Here is a 17,615-nt window from a genome sequence, read left to right as displayed (position 1 = left end):
AGAGTAGGACGTCGCCAAGCTATTTATATCATCGCGGGGTGGAGCAGCACGGTAGCTCGTCGGGCTCATAACCCGAAGGTCGCAGGTTCAAATCCTGTCCCCGCAACCAAATGGTCCCGTGGTGTAGTGGTTAACATGCCTGCCTGTCACGCAGGAGATCGCCGGTTCGACCCCGGTCGGGACCGCCATTTTATATAAAGAAAAGAACGAAACATGTTGTTTCGTATTTTTTTATTTGTTTTAACAAAAAACTAATAAAGACAGTCAAACTATCCTTAGGAAAACTCCTAAGGACTTTTTTATATATTCAAAACCTGTATAATAAAGAGCAGAGAACATTGTGAGTAAAGTAGGTGAAGTCTGTGAGTAAATATGAAATAACAACAAAATCTTCTGAGGAAACACAAAGATTATCAGAAAAACTAGGTGAACTTGTCGGGGCACAAGATGTAATTATTTTAGAAGGGGATCTGGGGGCTGGTAAGACGACTTTTACAAAAGGACTAGCAAAAGGTCTTGGAGTGAAAAGAGTTGTAAATAGTCCTACCTTTAATATCATTAAAGAATATAAGGGGAGATTACCGCTATATCATATGGACGTGTATCGCTTAGCAGAAAGTGAAGAAGACTTAGGTTTTGATGAGTATTTTTACGGTGGAGGAATTACGGTAGTAGAATGGGCTCATTTAATAGAAGCATATTTACCAAATGAAAAGTTACAAATTAGTTTATTCCATGCTGGAGATGACACAAGAAAAATTGTGCTCGAGCCAATTGGAGACCGATATATTAGATTATGTGAGGAGCTATTACAAGATGAAAGTACTAGCAATTGATACTTCAAATTACGTAATGGGCGTATCCCTTATTGAGGAAGGAAATGTAATTGGGGAAATCATTACGAATTTAACAAAAAACCATTCTGTACGTCTTATGCCAGCTGTAGAACAACTGTTAAAAGAGTGCGGTGTAAAGCCGAAAGAATTAACTAAAATTGTTGTAGCAGCTGGACCAGGATCGTATACAGGTGTTCGCATAGGCGTGACAGCTGCAAAAACATTAGCTTGGTCACTTCAAATACCAATTGTAGGTGTATCAAGTTTAGAAGTAGTAGCTGCAAATGGTGCTAATTTTAATGGACTAATCTGTCCTTTATTCGACGGAAGACGTGGACAAATTTATACTGGCTTATATACATATGAAGGAGAGAATTTAACTTCTATAGAAGAAGACCGAATCATCCTTATTGTAGACTGGTTGCAAATGTTAAAAGATAAAGGAAAGCCTGTTTTATTTATTGGTAACGATGTTAAATTGCACAAAGAAACAATTATTGAACATCTAGGCAATCAAGCTGTATTTGCTCCTTTCACTAAAAATAACCCAAGGCCAAGTGAATTAGCATTCTTAGGATTACAAAAAGAAGAACAAGATGTACATTCATTTGTTCCTAGTTATCTTCGTTTAGCTGAAGCTGAAACAAAGTGGTTAGAAAGTCAAAACAAGTAGGAGCTTGCAGAAGATGGATATGATATTTAGAAAGATGGAACTCGATGATATTGCTCAAATTGTAGCTATTGAAGAAGCATCTTTTTCAACTCCTTGGACTGCAGATGCCTTTCACCGTGAGTTAATGATGAATGAACATGCACATTATGTTGTGCTAGAAAAAGATGGGCGTGTAATTGGGTATTGTGGATTGTGGATAATTATTGATGAATCACATATAACAAATATAGCTATTTTACCAGAATACAGAGGTCAGAAGCTAGGAGATGCTTTATTGAAAGAAGTTATTTCCGAAGCGAAAGCTCTAGGAGTAAAAACGATGACACTTGAAGTACGTGTATCAAATGAAGTAGCAAAACAGTTATACAGAAAATACGGATTTCAAAATGGTGGAATTCGTAAACGATACTATGCAGACAATCAGGAAGATGGTCTCGTAATGTGGGTGAATATATAATGGAAAAAAATACGATTATACTTGGTATTGAAACAAGTTGTGATGAAACAGCAGTAGCAGTTGTTAAAAATGGAACGGAAATTATTGCGAATGTTGTTGCATCACAAATTGAAAGTCATAAACGTTTTGGCGGAGTTGTACCAGAGATTGCATCCCGTCATCATGTAGAAGAAATTACAGTTGTGTTAGAAGAAGCATTAAAAGAAGCAAATATCACATTTGATGATATTGATGCAATTGCTGTAACAGAAGGGCCTGGTTTGGTAGGAGCGCTTTTAATAGGGGTAAATGCAGCGAAAGCAGTAGCTTTTGCACATGATATTCCTCTAGTTGGTGTTCATCATATCGCTGGTCACATTTACGCAAACCGTTTAGTAAAAGAAGTTCAGTTCCCACTACTATCACTTGTTGTATCTGGTGGACATACAGAGCTTGTTTATATGAAAGAGCATGGTTCATTTGAAGTAATTGGTGAAACAAGAGATGATGCAGCTGGAGAGGCATATGATAAAGTAGCTCGTACGTTATCCATGCCATATCCAGGGGGGCCTCATATTGATCGCCTTGCACACGAAGGAGAACCAACAATCGATTTGCCTCGTGCATGGCTAGAACCGGATTCGTATGATTTCAGCTTTAGTGGATTGAAATCAGCAGTTATCAACACTGTGCATAACGCAAAACAACGCGGGATAGAAATTGCACCGGAAGATTTAGCAGCAAGTTTCCAAGAGAGTGTAATTGACGTACTAGTAACGAAAGCATCTCGTGCAGCGGATGCTTATAACGTAAAGCAAGTGCTTCTTGCTGGTGGAGTAGCTGCGAATAAAGGACTGCGTGCACGTTTAGAAGCAGAATTTGCACAAAAAGAAAATGTAGAGCTAATTATTCCTCCCCTATCTTTATGTACAGATAATGCAGCAATGATTGCAGCGGCAGGTACAATTGCATATGAACAAGGAAAACGTGCTACATTAGCTTTAAATGCAAATCCAGGATTAGATATTGAAGCATAGTTATGCACAAAATTAACCACAGCTTGTGGATAAAACCCATATTATCTGTTGATAATATGGGTTTTATTGTGTATATAAAATGTTGATAACTTTTTAGTCCTCTGTGGATAATGTGGAAAAGTTATTTTAATGTTTATTTTATAAAGGTGGATATGTGTATAAAGTTGTGGATAAAACCAATGATGTCTGACCTTTGCATATATCCTTTTTCGGGAAATAAAAATTAAGAAGGTATTTCTAAAAAACATTTTGAAATATGCTCTTATTATAGGGGGTGCTGATATTGTCAAACTTTGTCGGTAAATCGGTATTTCGTATCGAATCGTTGATATATAGGGCTACAATAGATATATTTGAAAAATCTTTGTTATATTCTAAGTTACGATTGATATATTCAAAAAATTATTTATGTACTAAAAGAAAAAAGATGTCGCATAGTCAAAAATCCTGACTTATGAGACATCTTCCTTATTTAAATATACTTATACATGCAGCTCTTCCCATTCTGCCATGCAAGTTTCAAGTTGTTCTTGTAGCGTTTGCTTTTTCGTTGTAATTTCACTAGCTTTTTCATAATCTGCATATATTTCTGGTAGGCAAAGTTGATCTTCTAACGTAGCAATTTCTTCTTCTAATTCCACTATATTTTGTTCTAGCTCTTCAATTTTTCTAGTGCGTTGACGCTCTAGTTTTTTACGCTCTTTTTCTTCTAAATAATTTAATTTCTCTTGTGCAACCACCTTTTGAACAGGAACGTCATTTTCTTGCTGTTCAAGTTCTGCACGTTCAATCATTTCATTTTTCTTTTCAACGTAGTAATCGTAATCCCCTAAATATTCCTGTGCACCTTCTGTTGATAACTCAACCACAGTCGTTGTTACACGATTAATAAAATAGCGGTCATGTGAGACAAATAGAAGAGTACCAGGATAATCAATTAAAGCATTCTCTAAGATTTCTTTACTATTTAAATCAAGATGGTTTGTAGGCTCATCGAGAATTAATAAATTCGATTTTTGCATCATAAGTTTTGCAAGAGCTAACCGAGCCTTTTGTCCACCACTAAGAGAAGAGACAGGCTTTAGTACATCATCTCCTGTGAATAAGAAGTTACCTAATATCGTGCGAATTTCTTTTTCAGGTTGCAGTGGATATTCATCCCATAGCTCATTTAAAACGCGCTTAGAAGATGTTAAATTAGCTTGTTCCTGATCATAATAGCCAACAGATACATTGGATCCGAAAGAAACATCACCATGTAATAATGGTAACTTATTCACAATAGATTTTAACAGTGTGGATTTCCCAATTCCGTTTGGACCAACTAAAGCAACGCTATCTCCGCGAGTTAAGCGCATTGTTACATGTTCAATAATTGGATCCTTATCATAGCCGATGGTTGCATCCTTTACTTGTAAAACATCATTTCCACTTTGTTTTTCGATATCGAAGTGGAAGGAAGCTGACTTAGAGTCACCTAATGGTCTTGTTAATAATTCCATTCGGTCTAATTGTTTCCGGCGGCTTTGCGCACGTTTTGTCGTAGATGCACGAGCTATATTTTTTTGAACGAAGTCCTCTAGCTTAGCGATTTCATCCTGTTGTTTTTCATAACGTTTCATTTCTTGCTCGTATAGTGCTGATTTTAAGTCTAAATATTTACTGTAGTTACCAACAAATCGTCTACTTTCTTTATTCGAAATTTCATATACTTGTGTAACAAGTTTATCTAAGAAATAACGGTCATGGGAAACGATTAGTATTGCGCCAGGATAACCTTGTAAATATTGTTCAAGCCAAGTTAATGTTTCGATGTCTAAATGGTTTGTAGGCTCGTCCAAAATAAGTAGGTCTGGTTTCGTTAATAATAATTTACCGAGAGCTAATCGTGTTTTTTGTCCACCGCTTAATGTAGAAATCGTCGTCTGGTGCGTTTCAACTGGGAAGCCAAGACCACTTAAAATCGAACGGATATCTGCTTCGTACTGATAGCCACCTTGATCTTTATAATCTAATTGTAATTGGTCATAATCAGCTAATAATCTTTCATATGTAGCCTCGTTTGAAAAGTTTTCTTCTTTTCCCATCTCTTGCTCTAGCCTTCGAAGTTTTGTCTCCATTTGCTGCAAGTGTGTAAAGACGGTTAACATTTCATCCCAAATTGTTAAAGACGTTTCTAACCCGGTATTTTGGGCTAAATATCCGATTGAGACATCTTTCGGTTTTATAATTTCGCCACCATCATGAGATAGCTCACCAGCTATTATTTTTAATAATGTAGATTTTCCGGCTCCATTTCGTCCGACTAATGCGATACGATCTTTCGTTTGAACTTCCAATTTTATGTTTGCAAGAATCGTTTCTGCACCGTATAATTTCGAAAGCGCGTTTACTTGTAATAAAATCAATGTTTTCACCTCAAATAATTTCTTAACTTTGCCATGTTTATATTTCTCAATCATACTAAAAATAGTGTATAGTTTAAAATACAGAGAGAATACTTCTTCTTTCTATTATACAAGGAATTTAATAAGTGCTAAACTTCTGTATTTGATTAAAGCATATGAATAAAGATAGGAAGAGAGGAGAGGTTATATGGAGCAGCAGAAAATTCCACAAGCCACTGCTAAGAGATTGCCTCTATACTATCGATTTATCCAAAACTTATCTCTGTCTGGTAAGCAACGTGTTTCATCTGCCGAATTAAGTGAAGCGGTAAAGGTTGATTCCGCAACAATTCGAAGAGATTTCTCATACTTTGGAGCGTTAGGGAAAAAAGGATATGGATATAACGTAAATTATTTATTATCATTTTTCCGTGAAACACTCGACCAAGATGATATAACACGTGTAGCGCTTATTGGAGTAGGTAATTTAGGGACCGCTTTCTTACATTATAATTTCACGAAAAACAATAATACAAAAATTGAAATGGCGTTTGATGTTAGTGAAGAGAAAGTTGGAACAGAAATCGGAGGCATTCCTGTATATCACTTAGATGAATTAGAAGAACGTTTATCAACTGATATACAAGTGGCAATATTAACAGTACCCGCTACAGTAGCGCAATCTGTAGCCGATAGATTGGCAGAAACAAACGTGCATGGTATTTTGAATTTCACACCAGCACGCTTAAATGTGTCAGACAATATAAGAATTCATCATATTGATTTAGCAGTGGAGTTACAAACACTTGTTTACTTTTTAAAAAATTATCCACAATAAAACGCAGAGGAAGCGACCTCTGCGTTTTATTATTGTTTTTTCTTTGTGAATTTAACTAAGATAAGGCGAAGTGCCAAATTAAAATCAATCGTTGCCATAACTGCAAATAGTATTGTCCACATATTCCAAATTGTATCTGTTACGTTCGTAATGGCGAAGCGTGTAAAGATACATCCTAGAAGGAAGTACAATGCAGCCATGAACAATGGTGAGTTTCTCATACTAAAAATCCTCCGATAAAGCCTTGCATTTCTTCAGCTTCTTTAATCATTTCTTGAATTTGTTCGTTACTCACTAAAACTTGAGCAATTGCAACTAATGTATTCATTGCAACATGAGCTGCAATCGGAACGATAATACGCTTCGTTTTTACATATAAGAAGGCGAATACGAGCCCCATAGCAGTGTATACCAATAAGTGAGTAAAATCAAAATGAATCGCCGCAAATACAAGGGAACTAATGATAGCGGCAATAAAGAAGTTAAACTTCTTATAAAGTGTACCAAATAAAATTTTTCTAAATACGATTTCTTCCAAAATAGGTCCTATTATAGAGATGACGATAAGGAACCAAGGTGTCGTTCTTGCGATATCCATGAGTCTTGCTGTATTTTCAGATCCAGGTTTAATACCTAATACATACATTTCAATCATACCAGCAATACTTTGCGAGAAAAATGCTAAGAAGAACCCGATAAAAATCCAACCGATCGTAGCTGGAACAGTAGAACGCTTTGTATCTAAATGTCTGTCGCGAATATCTGTTCTAAGTAACCAAAGTACGATACATAATGCAATAAAGAAGCTAATGATTGCCCAGTGACCAGTTATGAGTTGAAATTTCTCTTCCCTAGTGAATCCCCTGTTATCATAAAGTCCAGTTTTCAGGAGAAGTGGTAATCCAGCAATTGATGATAACTGCATTAAAATGTATGTAACGATAACCCACCAATATTGTTTTTTCAAATGGTTTAACCATCCTTTCTAACTCTAGTGTATGAGATAAGGTAGGATAACATGTAAAGATGCTACCTACGATATAAACTTTACTTACATTATGTTTTTTTTGTAAATCCTTGTTTGAAATTATAATAGAAGACAGGAGAAAGTTGTGTGTGTAGCGAAAACAACTTAGGGTGTCCTTTCATATTGTAACATACGAGTAGTGGAAACAACGATTCATATAGTAAAGGTAGAAGAAGAGGAACTCTATATAGAAAAGTTTATAGCTTAATTTGCGAAAAAATTATGATTTTTTTACTTGCAAAAGAAATTGAGATTATTTATTATTATAAGTGTGTTAGCACTCGGGTGACCTGAGTGCTAATAAATAAAATTTACATAACAAAATGAGGAGGTTATTGTTCATGCTAAAGCCATTAGGTGATCGCGTTGTAATTGAGCTTGTTCAAGCGGAAGAAAAAACAGCAAGTGGTATTGTATTACCAGACACAGCAAAAGAAAAACCACAAGAGGGTAAAGTTATTGCAGTAGGTACTGGTCGAGTGCTTGAAAATGGTGAGCGTGTTGCTTTAGAGGTAGCAGCAGGTGATCTTATCATCTTCTCAAAATATGCAGGTACTGAAGTGAAATATGAAGGTACAGACTACTTGATTTTACGTGAAAGTGACATTTTAGCAGTTATCGGTTAATTATATAAATCTTAAAAAATCCAAGGGGGTCAATTATTATGGCAAAAGATATTAAATTTAGTGAAGAAGCACGTCGTTCGATGCTTCGCGGTGTCGACACTCTTGCAAATGCAGTAAAAGTAACGCTTGGACCAAAAGGTCGTAACGTTGTTCTTGAGAAAAAATTCGGTTCACCACTTATTACAAATGACGGTGTAACAATCGCAAAAGAAATTGAATTAGAAGATGCATTCGAAAACATGGGTGCGAAATTAGTAGCAGAAGTTGCTAGCAAAACAAATGATGTAGCTGGTGACGGAACAACAACTGCAACTGTATTAGCACAAGCTATGATTCGTGAAGGTCTTAAAAACGTAACAGCTGGTGCGAACCCAATGGGTCTTCGTAAAGGTATCGAAAAAGCTGTAGTTGCTGCAGTAGAAGAATTAAAAACGATTTCTAAACCAATCGAAGGTAAATCTTCTATCGCACAAGTAGCTGCTATTTCTGCTGCTGACGAAGAAGTAGGTCAATTAATCGCTGAAGCAATGGAGCGCGTTGGTAACGACGGCGTTATTACTTTAGAAGAATCTAAAGGTTTCACAACAGAATTAGACGTAGTAGAAGGTATGCAATTTGATCGTGGATATGCATCTCCTTACATGATTACTGATTCTGACAAAATGGAAGCAGTTCTTGATAACCCATACATCTTAATCACTGACAAAAAGATTTCTAACATTCAAGAAATCTTACCAGTATTAGAGCAAGTGGTACAACAAGGTAAACCACTTCTTATCATTGCTGAAGATGTAGAAGGCGAAGCATTAGCTACATTAGTAGTGAACAAGCTTCGTGGTACATTCAATGTAGTAGCTGTTAAAGCTCCTGGATTTGGTGACCGTCGTAAAGCAATGCTAGAAGATATCGCAATCTTAACTGGTGGCGAAGTAATCACTGAAGAATTAGGCCGTGACTTAAAATCTGCTACAGTCGAATCTTTAGGACGCGCTGGTAAAGTTGTTGTAACGAAAGAAAACACAACTGTAGTTGAAGGTATCGGAAATACACAACAAATCGAAGCTCGCATCGGTCAAATCCGTGCGCAATTAGAAGAAACAACTTCTGAATTCGATCGTGAAAAATTACAAGAGCGTCTTGCAAAACTTGCAGGTGGCGTAGCAGTAATTAAAGTAGGTGCAGCTACTGAAACTGAGTTGAAAGAGCGCAAACTTCGTATTGAAGATGCACTTAACTCAACTCGTGCAGCAGTAGAAGAAGGTATCGTTGCAGGTGGTGGTACTTCACTTATGAACGTATACACAAAAGTAGCTTCTATCGTAGCTGAAGGTGACGAAGCAACAGGTATCAACATCGTACTTCGCGCACTAGAAGAGCCAGTTCGTCAAATCGCAATCAACGCTGGTCTAGAAGGATCTGTAGTTGTAGAGCGTCTAAAAGGCGAAAAAGTAGGCGTTGGTTTCAACGCAGCTACTGGCGAGTGGGTTAACATGCTTGAAACTGGTATCGTAGATCCAGCTAAAGTAACTCGCTCTGCACTTCAAAACGCAGCATCTGTTGCAGCTATGTTCTTAACAACTGAAGCTGTAGTAGCTGACAAGCCAGAACCAAATGCACCAGCAATGCCTGACATGGGCGGCATGGGCATGGGCGGTATGGGCGGAATGATGTAATAAGCATCACTCTGTGAAGCTGTGCAATGTATAAATAGTTAATTAGAAGAAGGCTACTTCCTTGATGAGAGGAGGTAGCCTTTTTTGTGTTGTTAAAGACCGTAAGTTAATGAAACAAAACCTCAAATGTTTAATGTGTTTAGGGAATTTGATAAGATTGCAGAAGAACTAATGCATGCTGCTGAAAAGTTTCGTAATGCTGATGAACTTTATGATGGTAATTTAGTTGATGGAAGTTTATCTAATGAAAAGATAGAAGCAGGAGCAATGGGCGGCAAACCCTCTGAAAAATCTATGCTGAGAAAAATTTGGGATGGTATATACGTTGGCTCTGGGCAAGTTATTGGGGAGATTGTAGAAGGATTTGATTCATTAGACGATACAGTAACAAAGGAAAATATTAAGTATGCTATAGGTCACCCTATAGAGACGGCTTCTACCGCTTGGAATACTGTTTCAGATTCATTTATGAATGATTTTTGGCATGGTGATGCGGAAAGTCGTACGAAATGGGGAACAAGTATTTTTATGGGAATTGGATTGGGCTGGCTTGGGGATAAAGGAATAAGTTAAGTAGGGAAAGTAACTACATTAGGGACAAAAGCAGAACAGAGTATTTCTCATTTTTCAAATAAATTGCAAATGAGAGACCCCTTTGCTTATGCGAGTGATTTTAGAGATGTTCCAAAAACTTCTTTTAATTCTTTAGAAGAAGCACGAAATACATTTATGTTTGCTGACCCTGGTAATTTAATTACACCTAGATTCCAAGAATACCTTAGCCAAGTAGAAGAAATTACAAATAGGAAAATCCCTGAAAAACAGAGGGAATTACTACAAGAACACATAGAAAATAATAGTTATGAACGATTAAGCAAAGAAGAAGCGAACTTAGTAGATTAAAAAATGATTTAAGAGAAGAGTGGGAACTGGAGACTAATCAAAAATGGCCTACTTATGAAGAAGAAATCCTTTCTAGAAGTGGAATACTGCTAAGGCATGTAGATGACCCGTATGATGCACATCATTTTATTGAAAATGCACACGGTGGAGAACATGAGTGGTGGAATATACACCCAGCTAAATTTCCTACTGAACATCAAGGTGGGATTCATGGCAAGGAAGGTATTTCAAAAGAGATTTTTAAGGAAAAGTAAATAATGGAGGTATTAACGCTATGTTTAACTTTTTGAAAAAATATGTTGTAGCAGACAGAAGTGTACGTTCTAAACAAAAACCTATTTTTTATCCTATATATCAAGAAGAGATAGATGAAGCAGAAAGCTTATTACAAATGGAACTCCCAAAAGAACTGCAACGTTTTTATCAAGAAATAGGTTGTGGTTTTTTAAAGTCTGATAAAAGAATGTTTTTCAACAGGTTTATGGACCCGATTTCAGTTGCGGACTTTCGCTTAAGACAGGATATTTACGAATATAATCCAAACCTAGATGATGTAGATGATGATGAATCATTAGTATTTTTTGAAGCAACAGAACTTAACTTTTTAACAATTAAATTTAAAGAAGAAAATGAATTAGGACAGTGTCCCATCTACTCTGAGAACATAAAAATAGCGGATTCTTTAGAAGAATTTTTAATTAAAATGGACGAAAACCCTGATTATTATATTTAATCTTATTAATAATTGCTTTAAGGATTAGGACTTGAAGAATAGCTAATCGTGAATAACAAAAAGCTTATGTATAACTTGCATAGGCTTTTATAATGTCTATTAACTCTTTTGTTTGTGTGTATTCATGCCAGCGTAAGAGCTAGAACAGGTTGATGAAATTTTTATACGGATAGGTAAAAAAATAGGAGGAAACTGATGATACGACTTTAGCTGTAGTAGCTGACAAACTAGAATCAATTACACCGGTAATGCCTGGCATGGGTGGGATGATGTAATTCATTTCTAAAAAACATCCATTTCTATATAGAAATGGATGTTTTTTAGAAATGGAAATGAATTTCTGTAGAATTTTGTCGCTTTCTCTCTTGACCATATTGATACTTCATTGTTAGAATCTAGGAAGATAATATAAAACGATCCTTCATATATCCTCAAAGATAAGGTTTGAGAGTCTCTACCGGGTTACCGTAAACAACCTGACTATGAAGGCAGTGTGTCTTATATTTATAAAGAGCGGAGACTATCTTTCTTTATAAAGCCAGACCCCTGCCTTTTCTTTGTTATGAGACTAGAGGCGGAGGACTGGCTTTTTTTATTATATTAGTAATGCTTTTCGCCAAATTGGTGAAAATATTTATATACGAGAACTAACGTTGGGGTGATTATTTTGAAGAAGCAGCATGATACAATTATCGTTTTAGATTTTGGGAGTCAATACAATCAGTTAATAGCACGTCGAATTCGTGAGTTCGGTGTATACAGTGAACTTCATCCACATACAATTACTGCAGAAGAAATTAAAGCAATGAATCCAAAAGGGATTATCTTCTCTGGTGGACCAAATAGTGTATACGGTGAAGGCGCATTACATTGTGATGAAAAAATCTTTGACCTAGGATTACCGATCTTCGGTATTTGTTACGGTATGCAGCTTATGACGCAACAATTTGGTGGTAAAGTAGAGCGTGCAAATCACCGTGAGTACGGAAAAGCTGTTCTTAAAGTAGAGAACGAATCAAAATTATATGCGAACCTTCCAGAAGAGCAAGTTGTATGGATGAGTCATGGTGACTTAGTAACTGGTTTACCTGAAGGTTTCGTAGTAGATGCGACAAGCGAGTCTTGTCCAATTGCTGGTATGAGCAATGAAGCTAAAAACTTATACGGTGTACAATTCCACCCAGAAGTACGTCACTCTGAGCACGGTAACGATTTAATTAAAAACTTCGTATTCGGTGTATGTGGTTGTTCTGAAGGATGGAACATGGAGAACTTTATCGAAGTAGAACTAGAGAAAATCCGTGAAACTGTTGGAGACAAAAAAGTACTATGCGCACTTAGCGGCGGTGTAGACTCTTCTGTTGTAGCAGTATTAATTCATAAAGCAATCGGCGACCAATTAACATGTATTTTCGTTGATCATGGTTTACTTCGTAAAGGTGAAGCAGAAGGCGTTATGAAAACATTCAGCGAAGGCTTCCACATGAACGTTATTAAAGTGGATGCACAAGAACGTTTCATGAACAAGTTAAAAGGTGTAGAAGATCCAGAACAAAAACGTAAAATCATCGGTAACGAATTCATTTACGTATTTGATGATGAAGCGTCTAAATTACAAGGAATGGACTTCCTAGCGCAAGGCACACTGTACACAGACATCGTTGAAAGTGGTACAGCGACTGCACAAACAATTAAATCTCACCATAACGTTGGTGGACTTCCAGAAGACATGCAGTTCAAATTAATTGAGCCTTTAAACACGTTATTTAAAGACGAAGTACGTGTATTAGGATCTGAACTAGGAATTCCTGATGAAATCGTATGGCGTCAACCATTCCCAGGTCCTGGTCTTGGTATTCGTGTATTAGGTGAAATTACAGAAGAGAAATTAGAAATCGTTCGTGAATCTGATGCGATTTTACGTGAAGAAATTATTAAAGCTGGCTTAGATCGCGAAATTTGGCAATACTTCACTGCGCTTCCTGGTATGCGTAGCGTAGGTGTTATGGGTGACGAGCGTACTTACGATTACACAGTAGGTATCCGCGCAGTAACATCTATCGACGGTATGACAGCTGACTGGGCACGTATCCCTTGGGACGTATTAGAGAAAATCTCTGTACGTATCGTAAACGAAGTAAAACACGTTAACCGTATCGTGTATGATGTAACGAGTAAGCCACCAGCAACAATCGAGTGGGAATAGTATTTATAAAAAAGATCCATCTATTGCTTATGCATAGATGGATCTTTTTTGTTTTGGTATTAATACGAACGAAACTATAAAAGTTTATAAAAATGTTCGTTTTTAAATTGACAAAAACACTTTCAAGAGTTAATATGAGTATGTAATTCAAACGAAAAGTGAATATTATGCCGTCGTATAATATCGGGGATATGGCCCGAAAGTTTCTACCTAGCTACCGTAAATGGCTTGACTACGAGGCGTTTTTATAAAGGTGAGGGGAATCTTGTCTTTATTTATAGAACGCTTCCATGTATATGCAATGGAAGCCTTTTTTATTTTTAATAGATAAAAGAGGGCTAGGGGATTACGGCGAGTAATCATATAACGGGGGAAACGTAAGATGAAAAGCTATTTTCAGTTTGATGAACTCGGCACAAATTATAAAACAGAGTTCATAGCAGGGTTAACGACATTTCTATCTATGGCTTACGTACTATTTGTCAATCCTGCTACGTTGTCACTTGGCAATGTTAAAGGGTTACCGGCAGGTACAGGAATGGATCCAGGCGCAGTATTCGTTGCTACAGCATTAGCAGCAGCTATCGGTTCGTTAATTATGGGGATTTTCGCAAAGTATCCAATTGCTTTGGCGCCAGGTATGGGGATTAACGCGTTCTTTGCTTATACAGCAGTGTTAACGATGGGTATTCCGTGGCAAACAGCAATTGCTGGAACATTAATGTCAGGTATTATCTTTATTATTCTTACAGCTTCAGGTATTCGTGAAAAAATCATTAATGCAATTCCATCAGAGTTAAAGTTTGCAGTAGCGGCAGGTATCGGATTGTTTATTGCTTTCCTTGGATTCCAAAATGCCGGAATTATCGTGAAAAATGATGCTGTTCTTGTTGGGTTGGGGGATTTAACAAAGGGCACAACGTTACTAGCGATTTTCGGAGTTGTTACTACAATTATTTTCATGATTAAGAAAGTCAACGGTGCAGTATTTTACGGTATGATTCTTACAGCGATTTTAGGGGTAGCAACAGGATTAATTGATACTCCGAAAGCCGTAGTGGGAGCAATACCTAGTCTGGAACCAACGTTCGGTGTGGCGTTAACGCACTTCGGAGATATTTTCACTGTTCAAATGGTGATTGTTATTATAACGTTCTTCTTTATCGATTTCTTTGATACAGCAGGTACGCTTGTAGCGGTTGCGAATCAAGCAGGATTAATGAAGAACAATAAATTACCACGTGCAGGAAAAGCGTTATTTGCAGATGCGATTGCAACTGTAATTGGTGCGATCTTGGGTACATCAACAACAACGTCTTATATTGAATCTTCTGCAGGGGTAGCAGCGGGTGGACGTTCTGGATTTACAGCAGTTGTAACAGCAGGATTCTTTTTACTGGCACTATTCTTCTCGCCATTGCTAAGTGTTGTAACACCAGCTGTAACGGCACCAGCATTAATTATTGTAGGGATCTTGATGGTTTCTTCTTTAGGAGAGATTGATTGGAAGAAATTCGAGATTGCAGTACCAGCATTCTTTACAATCATTTCAATGCCACTTACGTATAGTATTGCGACAGGAATTGCAATCGGGTTTATCTTCTATCCAATTACAATGGTAGTAAGCGGTCGTCGTAAAGAGATTCATCCAATTATGTATGTTATGGGAGTTTTATTTGTACTATATTTCATCTACGTTCGTAAATAAAAGGGGTTTTTTGAAAGGTCTAGACTTAAGGGGAGTCTAGACCTTTTTTGCGTCTTCAGAAAATCTTAAGGATTTCCGAGCGTTTTTCTTCAGAAGTTTTCCTATAATAGAAGTTAGGGATTAAAAAAATGATGGGGGAGATATTGTGGCAAACGAAACAATACTTGTCGTAGATGATGAAAAAGAAATTAGGAATCTTATTACAATCTATTTAAAGAATGAAGGATATAAGGTATTGCAAGCAGGGGACGGAGAAGAAGGATTACGTTTACTAGAAGAAAATGAAGTACATCTAGTCGTATTAGATATTATGATGCCGAAAGTAGACGGTATCCATATGTGTATGAAAGTAAGGGAAGAAAAAGAAATGCCAATTATTATGCTTTCCGCGAAAACGCAAGATATGGATAAGATTTTAGGGTTAACAACAGGTGCAGATGATTACGTGACGAAACCATTTAATCCGTTAGAGTTAATCGCAAGAATTAAATCTCAGTTACGTCGTTATATGAAAATGAATGGTTTCGCTATACAAAATGAGGACGAGCTAGAAATTGGAGAGATGAAAATAAACATCTCAACCCATAAAGTTATTGTGGATGGAGAAGAAGTGAAACTGACTCCGAGGGAATTTTCAATTTTAGAATTGCTAGCCCGTAATCCGGGAATGGTCTTTAGTGCAGAGCAAATTTATGAAAAGGTTTGGAACGAAAGGTCTTTCCAGTCGGATAATACGGTAATGGTTCATATTCGGAAAGTGCGTGAAAAGATTGAGGAGAATCCAAGGAAGCCTAGATATATAAAAACAGTATGGGGAGTGGGGTATAAGATTGAAAAAGATATTTAATCCGTTTACTTATATAAGGAAAACGAGACAATTAATTGAGAGATTAGTAAAGGGCGTACGAAAGAGTATAAGAATTCAACTGATTACTACTTTTGCTGCTTGTGCGTTATTAGGAGTTTTGTCAGCAAAGGCAGCTGCACCATTTTTTGAGAATGCGAATCGTAAAGCGACTATCGATTATCGAGCTGGTATGGAACAAATTAATCATCAAGCTCAAGGAGCCGCAAATAGTTCGGTTCATGAAAATAAATTAGAAGCTATATCCGATATGATCGAAATGGAGAACCAAAATTTAGAGCGAGGATCTAGAGCTTTAAAAATATTGGTTACTGATGAGAGTGGTAAAGTTTTATATAAAACGAAGCAGGCACAAGAAGAGCAAATCGATTTGCATAATACGATTCGTAATGCAGCGTCATTTGCGATTAACTATTCAAATGGTCGAGATGTATTTGAAAATACGAGAAAAGAATTTATAGCTTTTTCACCTATTACAATAGAAGATAAGAATTTATATATGTTCGTTAGTGGAATACCAGATGGTGTAGTAATGTATGATACACAAGAAGGACCATTTCCGTTTTTCATAGGTGTACTCGTATTCATTTTCTCTTTCTTCTATATAACAAAGAGAAAGATGAAGCAAATTGAAGCGATGGCAGAAGGTGTAAAGGAAATAGAAAAAGGTAATTTAGCGTACCGTATTGAGAAGAAAGGTGAAGACGAGATTGCGTCTTTAACTGAGAATATTAATAATATGGCGGAAGAGCTTATGAATAATATAGAAAAGGAACGTAAATTAGAGAAGCAAAAGAACGAGCTTATTACGAATGTATCTCACGATTTACGTACACCACTGACTTCTATTATGGGTTACTTGCGATTACTTCGAGATTCTAAATATGAAAATAAAGAGCAACACGATGAATATACGAGAATTGCTTTTGTGAAGTCGGAGCAGTTAAAGAATTTAATAGAAGATTTATTTGAGTATACGAAGTTAACAAATGAGCAAGTTGTATTGGAAAAACAAGAGGTTTGTATAAATGAGTTATTGGAGCAATTAATAGAAGAGTTAGTACCGCAGGCGGAAGAGCATGGCCTTACTTTTGTTAAGAAGTTTCCTGAGGAACGTACCTATGCAGCGATTGATTCGGAAAAGATGGTCCGTGTATTTGATAATTTATTAATGAACGCGATTAAGTATAGTAAAGATGATGGGGAGATAAAGGTTTCTCTTCAAAGGCAGCGCAGGGATATACAAATTGTAATTGCAAATCATAGTGAAGAGTTTACGAAAGAAGAGTTAGCGAGTTTGTTTGAACGCTTTTATAAGAAAGATCAATCTCGAAGTAGAGTAACAGAAGGATCGGGCCTTGGATTGGCAATTGCGAAAAGTATTGTTGAATTACAAGGTGGTAGTATTCGAGCCGAATATGAGGATGGTATTATTCAATTTATCGTCTCGTTACCAATTATAGAAAGATAATAAATGAATAGAATGGTGTATGATAAAAAGGCTTATTTTAAAAGGGATAAGCCTTTTTATATTTTTTTAGAAAAACATGTTGACGGTTAGAGATTAGAGGTGTAATATAAGACAAGTCGCCGATGCAATAACGCAGAACGCGGCAAACGAAATGAAAAACTTAGTTGACATTAACTAACGAAGATGTTAACATAAG

Annotated in this window: 15 protein-coding genes, 2 tRNA genes, 1 pseudogene and 2 riboswitches; of the genes and pseudogenes, 15 read left to right on the top strand and 3 right to left on the bottom strand. The window is 36.6% G+C overall.

Going from position 1 to position 17,615, the window contains the following annotated elements; all coding sequences use genetic code 11:
• The first annotated feature begins 32 nt into the window (after positions 1–32).
• From DN390_RS22680 to tsaD, 6 genes are all read left to right on the top strand, one after another.
• Positions 33–109: transfer RNA gene (locus DN390_RS22680), tRNA-Met, on the top strand.
• A 3-nt stretch (positions 110–112) separates the two neighbouring features.
• A tRNA-Asp gene (locus tag DN390_RS22675) sits at positions 113–188 on the top strand.
• Positions 189–362: 174 nt separating this feature from the next.
• Entirely contained in the window at positions 363–836 is a 474-nt protein-coding gene (tsaE, locus tag DN390_RS22670; protein WP_097952831.1) for a tRNA (adenosine(37)-N6)-threonylcarbamoyltransferase complex ATPase subunit type 1 TsaE, read from the top strand.
• Entirely contained in the window at positions 817–1,509 is a 693-nt protein-coding gene (gene tsaB, locus DN390_RS22665; RefSeq protein ID WP_060629294.1) for a tRNA (adenosine(37)-N6)-threonylcarbamoyltransferase complex dimerization subunit type 1 TsaB, read from the top strand. Before tsaE ends, tsaB begins: the two co-directional genes overlap by 20 nt.
• A gap of 13 nt (positions 1,510–1,522) precedes the next feature.
• Entirely contained in the window at positions 1,523–1,966 is a 444-nt protein-coding gene (rimI, locus tag DN390_RS22660) for a ribosomal protein S18-alanine N-acetyltransferase (protein WP_141439363.1), read from the top strand.
• Entirely contained in the window at positions 1,966–2,982 is a 1,017-nt protein-coding gene (tsaD, locus tag DN390_RS22655; RefSeq protein WP_000414588.1) for a tRNA (adenosine(37)-N6)-threonylcarbamoyltransferase complex transferase subunit TsaD, read from the top strand. The genes rimI and tsaD overlap by 1 nt, the downstream gene beginning before the upstream one ends.
• 482 nt (positions 2,983–3,464) lie before the next feature.
• On the opposite strand, the gene DN390_RS22650 is transcribed toward tsaD, so the two are convergent.
• Entirely contained in the window at positions 3,465–5,390 is a 1,926-nt protein-coding gene (locus DN390_RS22650; protein ID WP_000602140.1) for an ABC-F family ATP-binding cassette domain-containing protein, read from the bottom strand.
• Between the two features lie 187 nt (positions 5,391–5,577).
• Here DN390_RS22650 and DN390_RS22645 point away from each other — a divergent pair, with 187 nt between their 5' ends.
• Entirely contained in the window at positions 5,578–6,207 is a 630-nt protein-coding gene (locus DN390_RS22645; RefSeq protein ID WP_000437704.1) for a redox-sensing transcriptional repressor Rex, read from the top strand.
• 29 nt (positions 6,208–6,236) lie between these two features.
• Here DN390_RS22645 and DN390_RS22640 read toward each other — a convergent pair whose 3' ends face one another.
• On the bottom strand, positions 6,237–6,428 hold the full coding sequence (locus DN390_RS22640) for a YdiK family protein (protein WP_001246201.1): 192 nt from the start codon (positions 6,426–6,428) through the stop codon (positions 6,237–6,239).
• The gene (locus DN390_RS22635; protein ID WP_147808508.1) at positions 6,425–7,174 is read right to left on the bottom strand and encodes a CPBP family intramembrane glutamic endopeptidase; all 750 of its coding nucleotides are present in this window, start codon (positions 7,172–7,174) and stop codon (positions 6,425–6,427) included. Before DN390_RS22635 ends, DN390_RS22640 begins: the two co-directional genes overlap by 4 nt.
• 401 nt (positions 7,175–7,575) lie before the next feature.
• On the opposite strand from DN390_RS22635, the gene groES reads away from it, so the two are divergent.
• The 8 genes and pseudogenes from groES (at position 7,576) to ampS (ending at position 17,419) form a co-directional block, all read left to right on the top strand.
• Complete coding sequence (gene groES, locus DN390_RS22630) at positions 7,576–7,860, top strand: co-chaperone GroES (protein WP_000917306.1); 285 nt, start codon at positions 7,576–7,578, stop codon at positions 7,858–7,860.
• Positions 7,861–7,898: 38 nt separating this feature from the next.
• Positions 7,899–9,533 (top strand): chaperonin GroEL, encoded by a 1,635-nt coding sequence (groL, locus tag DN390_RS22625; RefSeq protein ID WP_001029997.1) that lies wholly within the window; start codon positions 7,899–7,901, stop codon positions 9,531–9,533.
• A gap of 108 nt (positions 9,534–9,641) precedes the next feature.
• Positions 9,642–10,690 (top strand): annotated as a pseudogene (locus DN390_RS22620) (WXG100 family type VII secretion target); the annotation flags it as partial.
• Between the two features lie 20 nt (positions 10,691–10,710).
• Positions 10,711–11,169, top strand: coding sequence for an SMI1/KNR4 family protein (locus DN390_RS22615; protein WP_147808507.1), 459 nt, complete (start codon positions 10,711–10,713; stop codon positions 11,167–11,169).
• 401 nt (positions 11,170–11,570) lie between these two features.
• Positions 11,571–11,672, top strand: a riboswitch (purine riboswitch).
• Between the two features lie 164 nt (positions 11,673–11,836).
• Entirely contained in the window at positions 11,837–13,375 is a 1,539-nt protein-coding gene (guaA, locus tag DN390_RS22610; RefSeq protein WP_141526296.1) for a glutamine-hydrolyzing GMP synthase, read from the top strand.
• 153 nt (positions 13,376–13,528) lie between these two features.
• Positions 13,529–13,630, top strand: a riboswitch (purine riboswitch).
• A gap of 127 nt (positions 13,631–13,757) precedes the next feature.
• Positions 13,758–15,083, top strand: a complete 1,326-nt coding sequence (locus tag DN390_RS22605) for an NCS2 family permease (RefSeq protein WP_147808506.1) — start codon at positions 13,758–13,760, stop codon at positions 15,081–15,083.
• Positions 15,084–15,228: 145 nt separating this feature from the next.
• Positions 15,229–15,930 carry a response regulator transcription factor gene (locus DN390_RS22600; protein WP_001262950.1) on the top strand — a complete coding sequence of 234 codons (702 nt, stop codon included), beginning with the start codon at positions 15,229–15,231 and terminating at the stop codon, positions 15,928–15,930.
• Entirely contained in the window at positions 15,914–17,419 is a 1,506-nt protein-coding gene (gene ampS, locus DN390_RS22595; protein ID WP_147808505.1) for an aminopeptidase AmpS, read from the top strand. The genes DN390_RS22600 and ampS overlap by 17 nt, the downstream gene beginning before the upstream one ends.
• The last annotated feature ends 196 nt before the right edge of the window (positions 17,420–17,615 follow it).

The organism is Bacillus sp. SH7-1, from assembly GCF_008042405.1.
GTDB classification, from domain to species: domain Bacteria; phylum Bacillota; class Bacilli; order Bacillales; family Bacillaceae_G; genus Bacillus_A; species Bacillus_A thuringiensis_N.
Note: the sequence above shows the minus strand (reverse complement) of the source record. Positions and strands in the feature narration are given on the sequence as shown.

Coding starts and splice junctions, on each gene's coding strand:
- tsaB (WP_060629294.1), top strand. CDS start 817: ATGAAAGTACTAGCAATTGATACTTCAAATTACGTAATGGGCGTATCC.
- rimI (WP_141439363.1), top strand. CDS start 1,523: ATGGATATGATATTTAGAAAGATGGAACTCGATGATATTGCTCAAATT.
- tsaD (WP_000414588.1), top strand. CDS start 1,966: ATGGAAAAAAATACGATTATACTTGGTATTGAAACAAGTTGTGATGAA.
- DN390_RS22645 (WP_000437704.1), top strand. CDS start 5,578: ATGGAGCAGCAGAAAATTCCACAAGCCACTGCTAAGAGATTGCCTCTA.
- DN390_RS22640 (WP_001246201.1), bottom strand. CDS start 6,428: ATGAGAAACTCACCATTGTTCATGGCTGCATTGTACTTCCTTCTAGGA.
- groES (WP_000917306.1), top strand. CDS start 7,576: ATGCTAAAGCCATTAGGTGATCGCGTTGTAATTGAGCTTGTTCAAGCG.
- groL (WP_001029997.1), top strand. CDS start 7,899: ATGGCAAAAGATATTAAATTTAGTGAAGAAGCACGTCGTTCGATGCTT.
- DN390_RS22615 (WP_147808507.1), top strand. CDS start 10,711: ATGTTTAACTTTTTGAAAAAATATGTTGTAGCAGACAGAAGTGTACGT.
- DN390_RS22605 (WP_147808506.1), top strand. CDS start 13,758: ATGAAAAGCTATTTTCAGTTTGATGAACTCGGCACAAATTATAAAACA.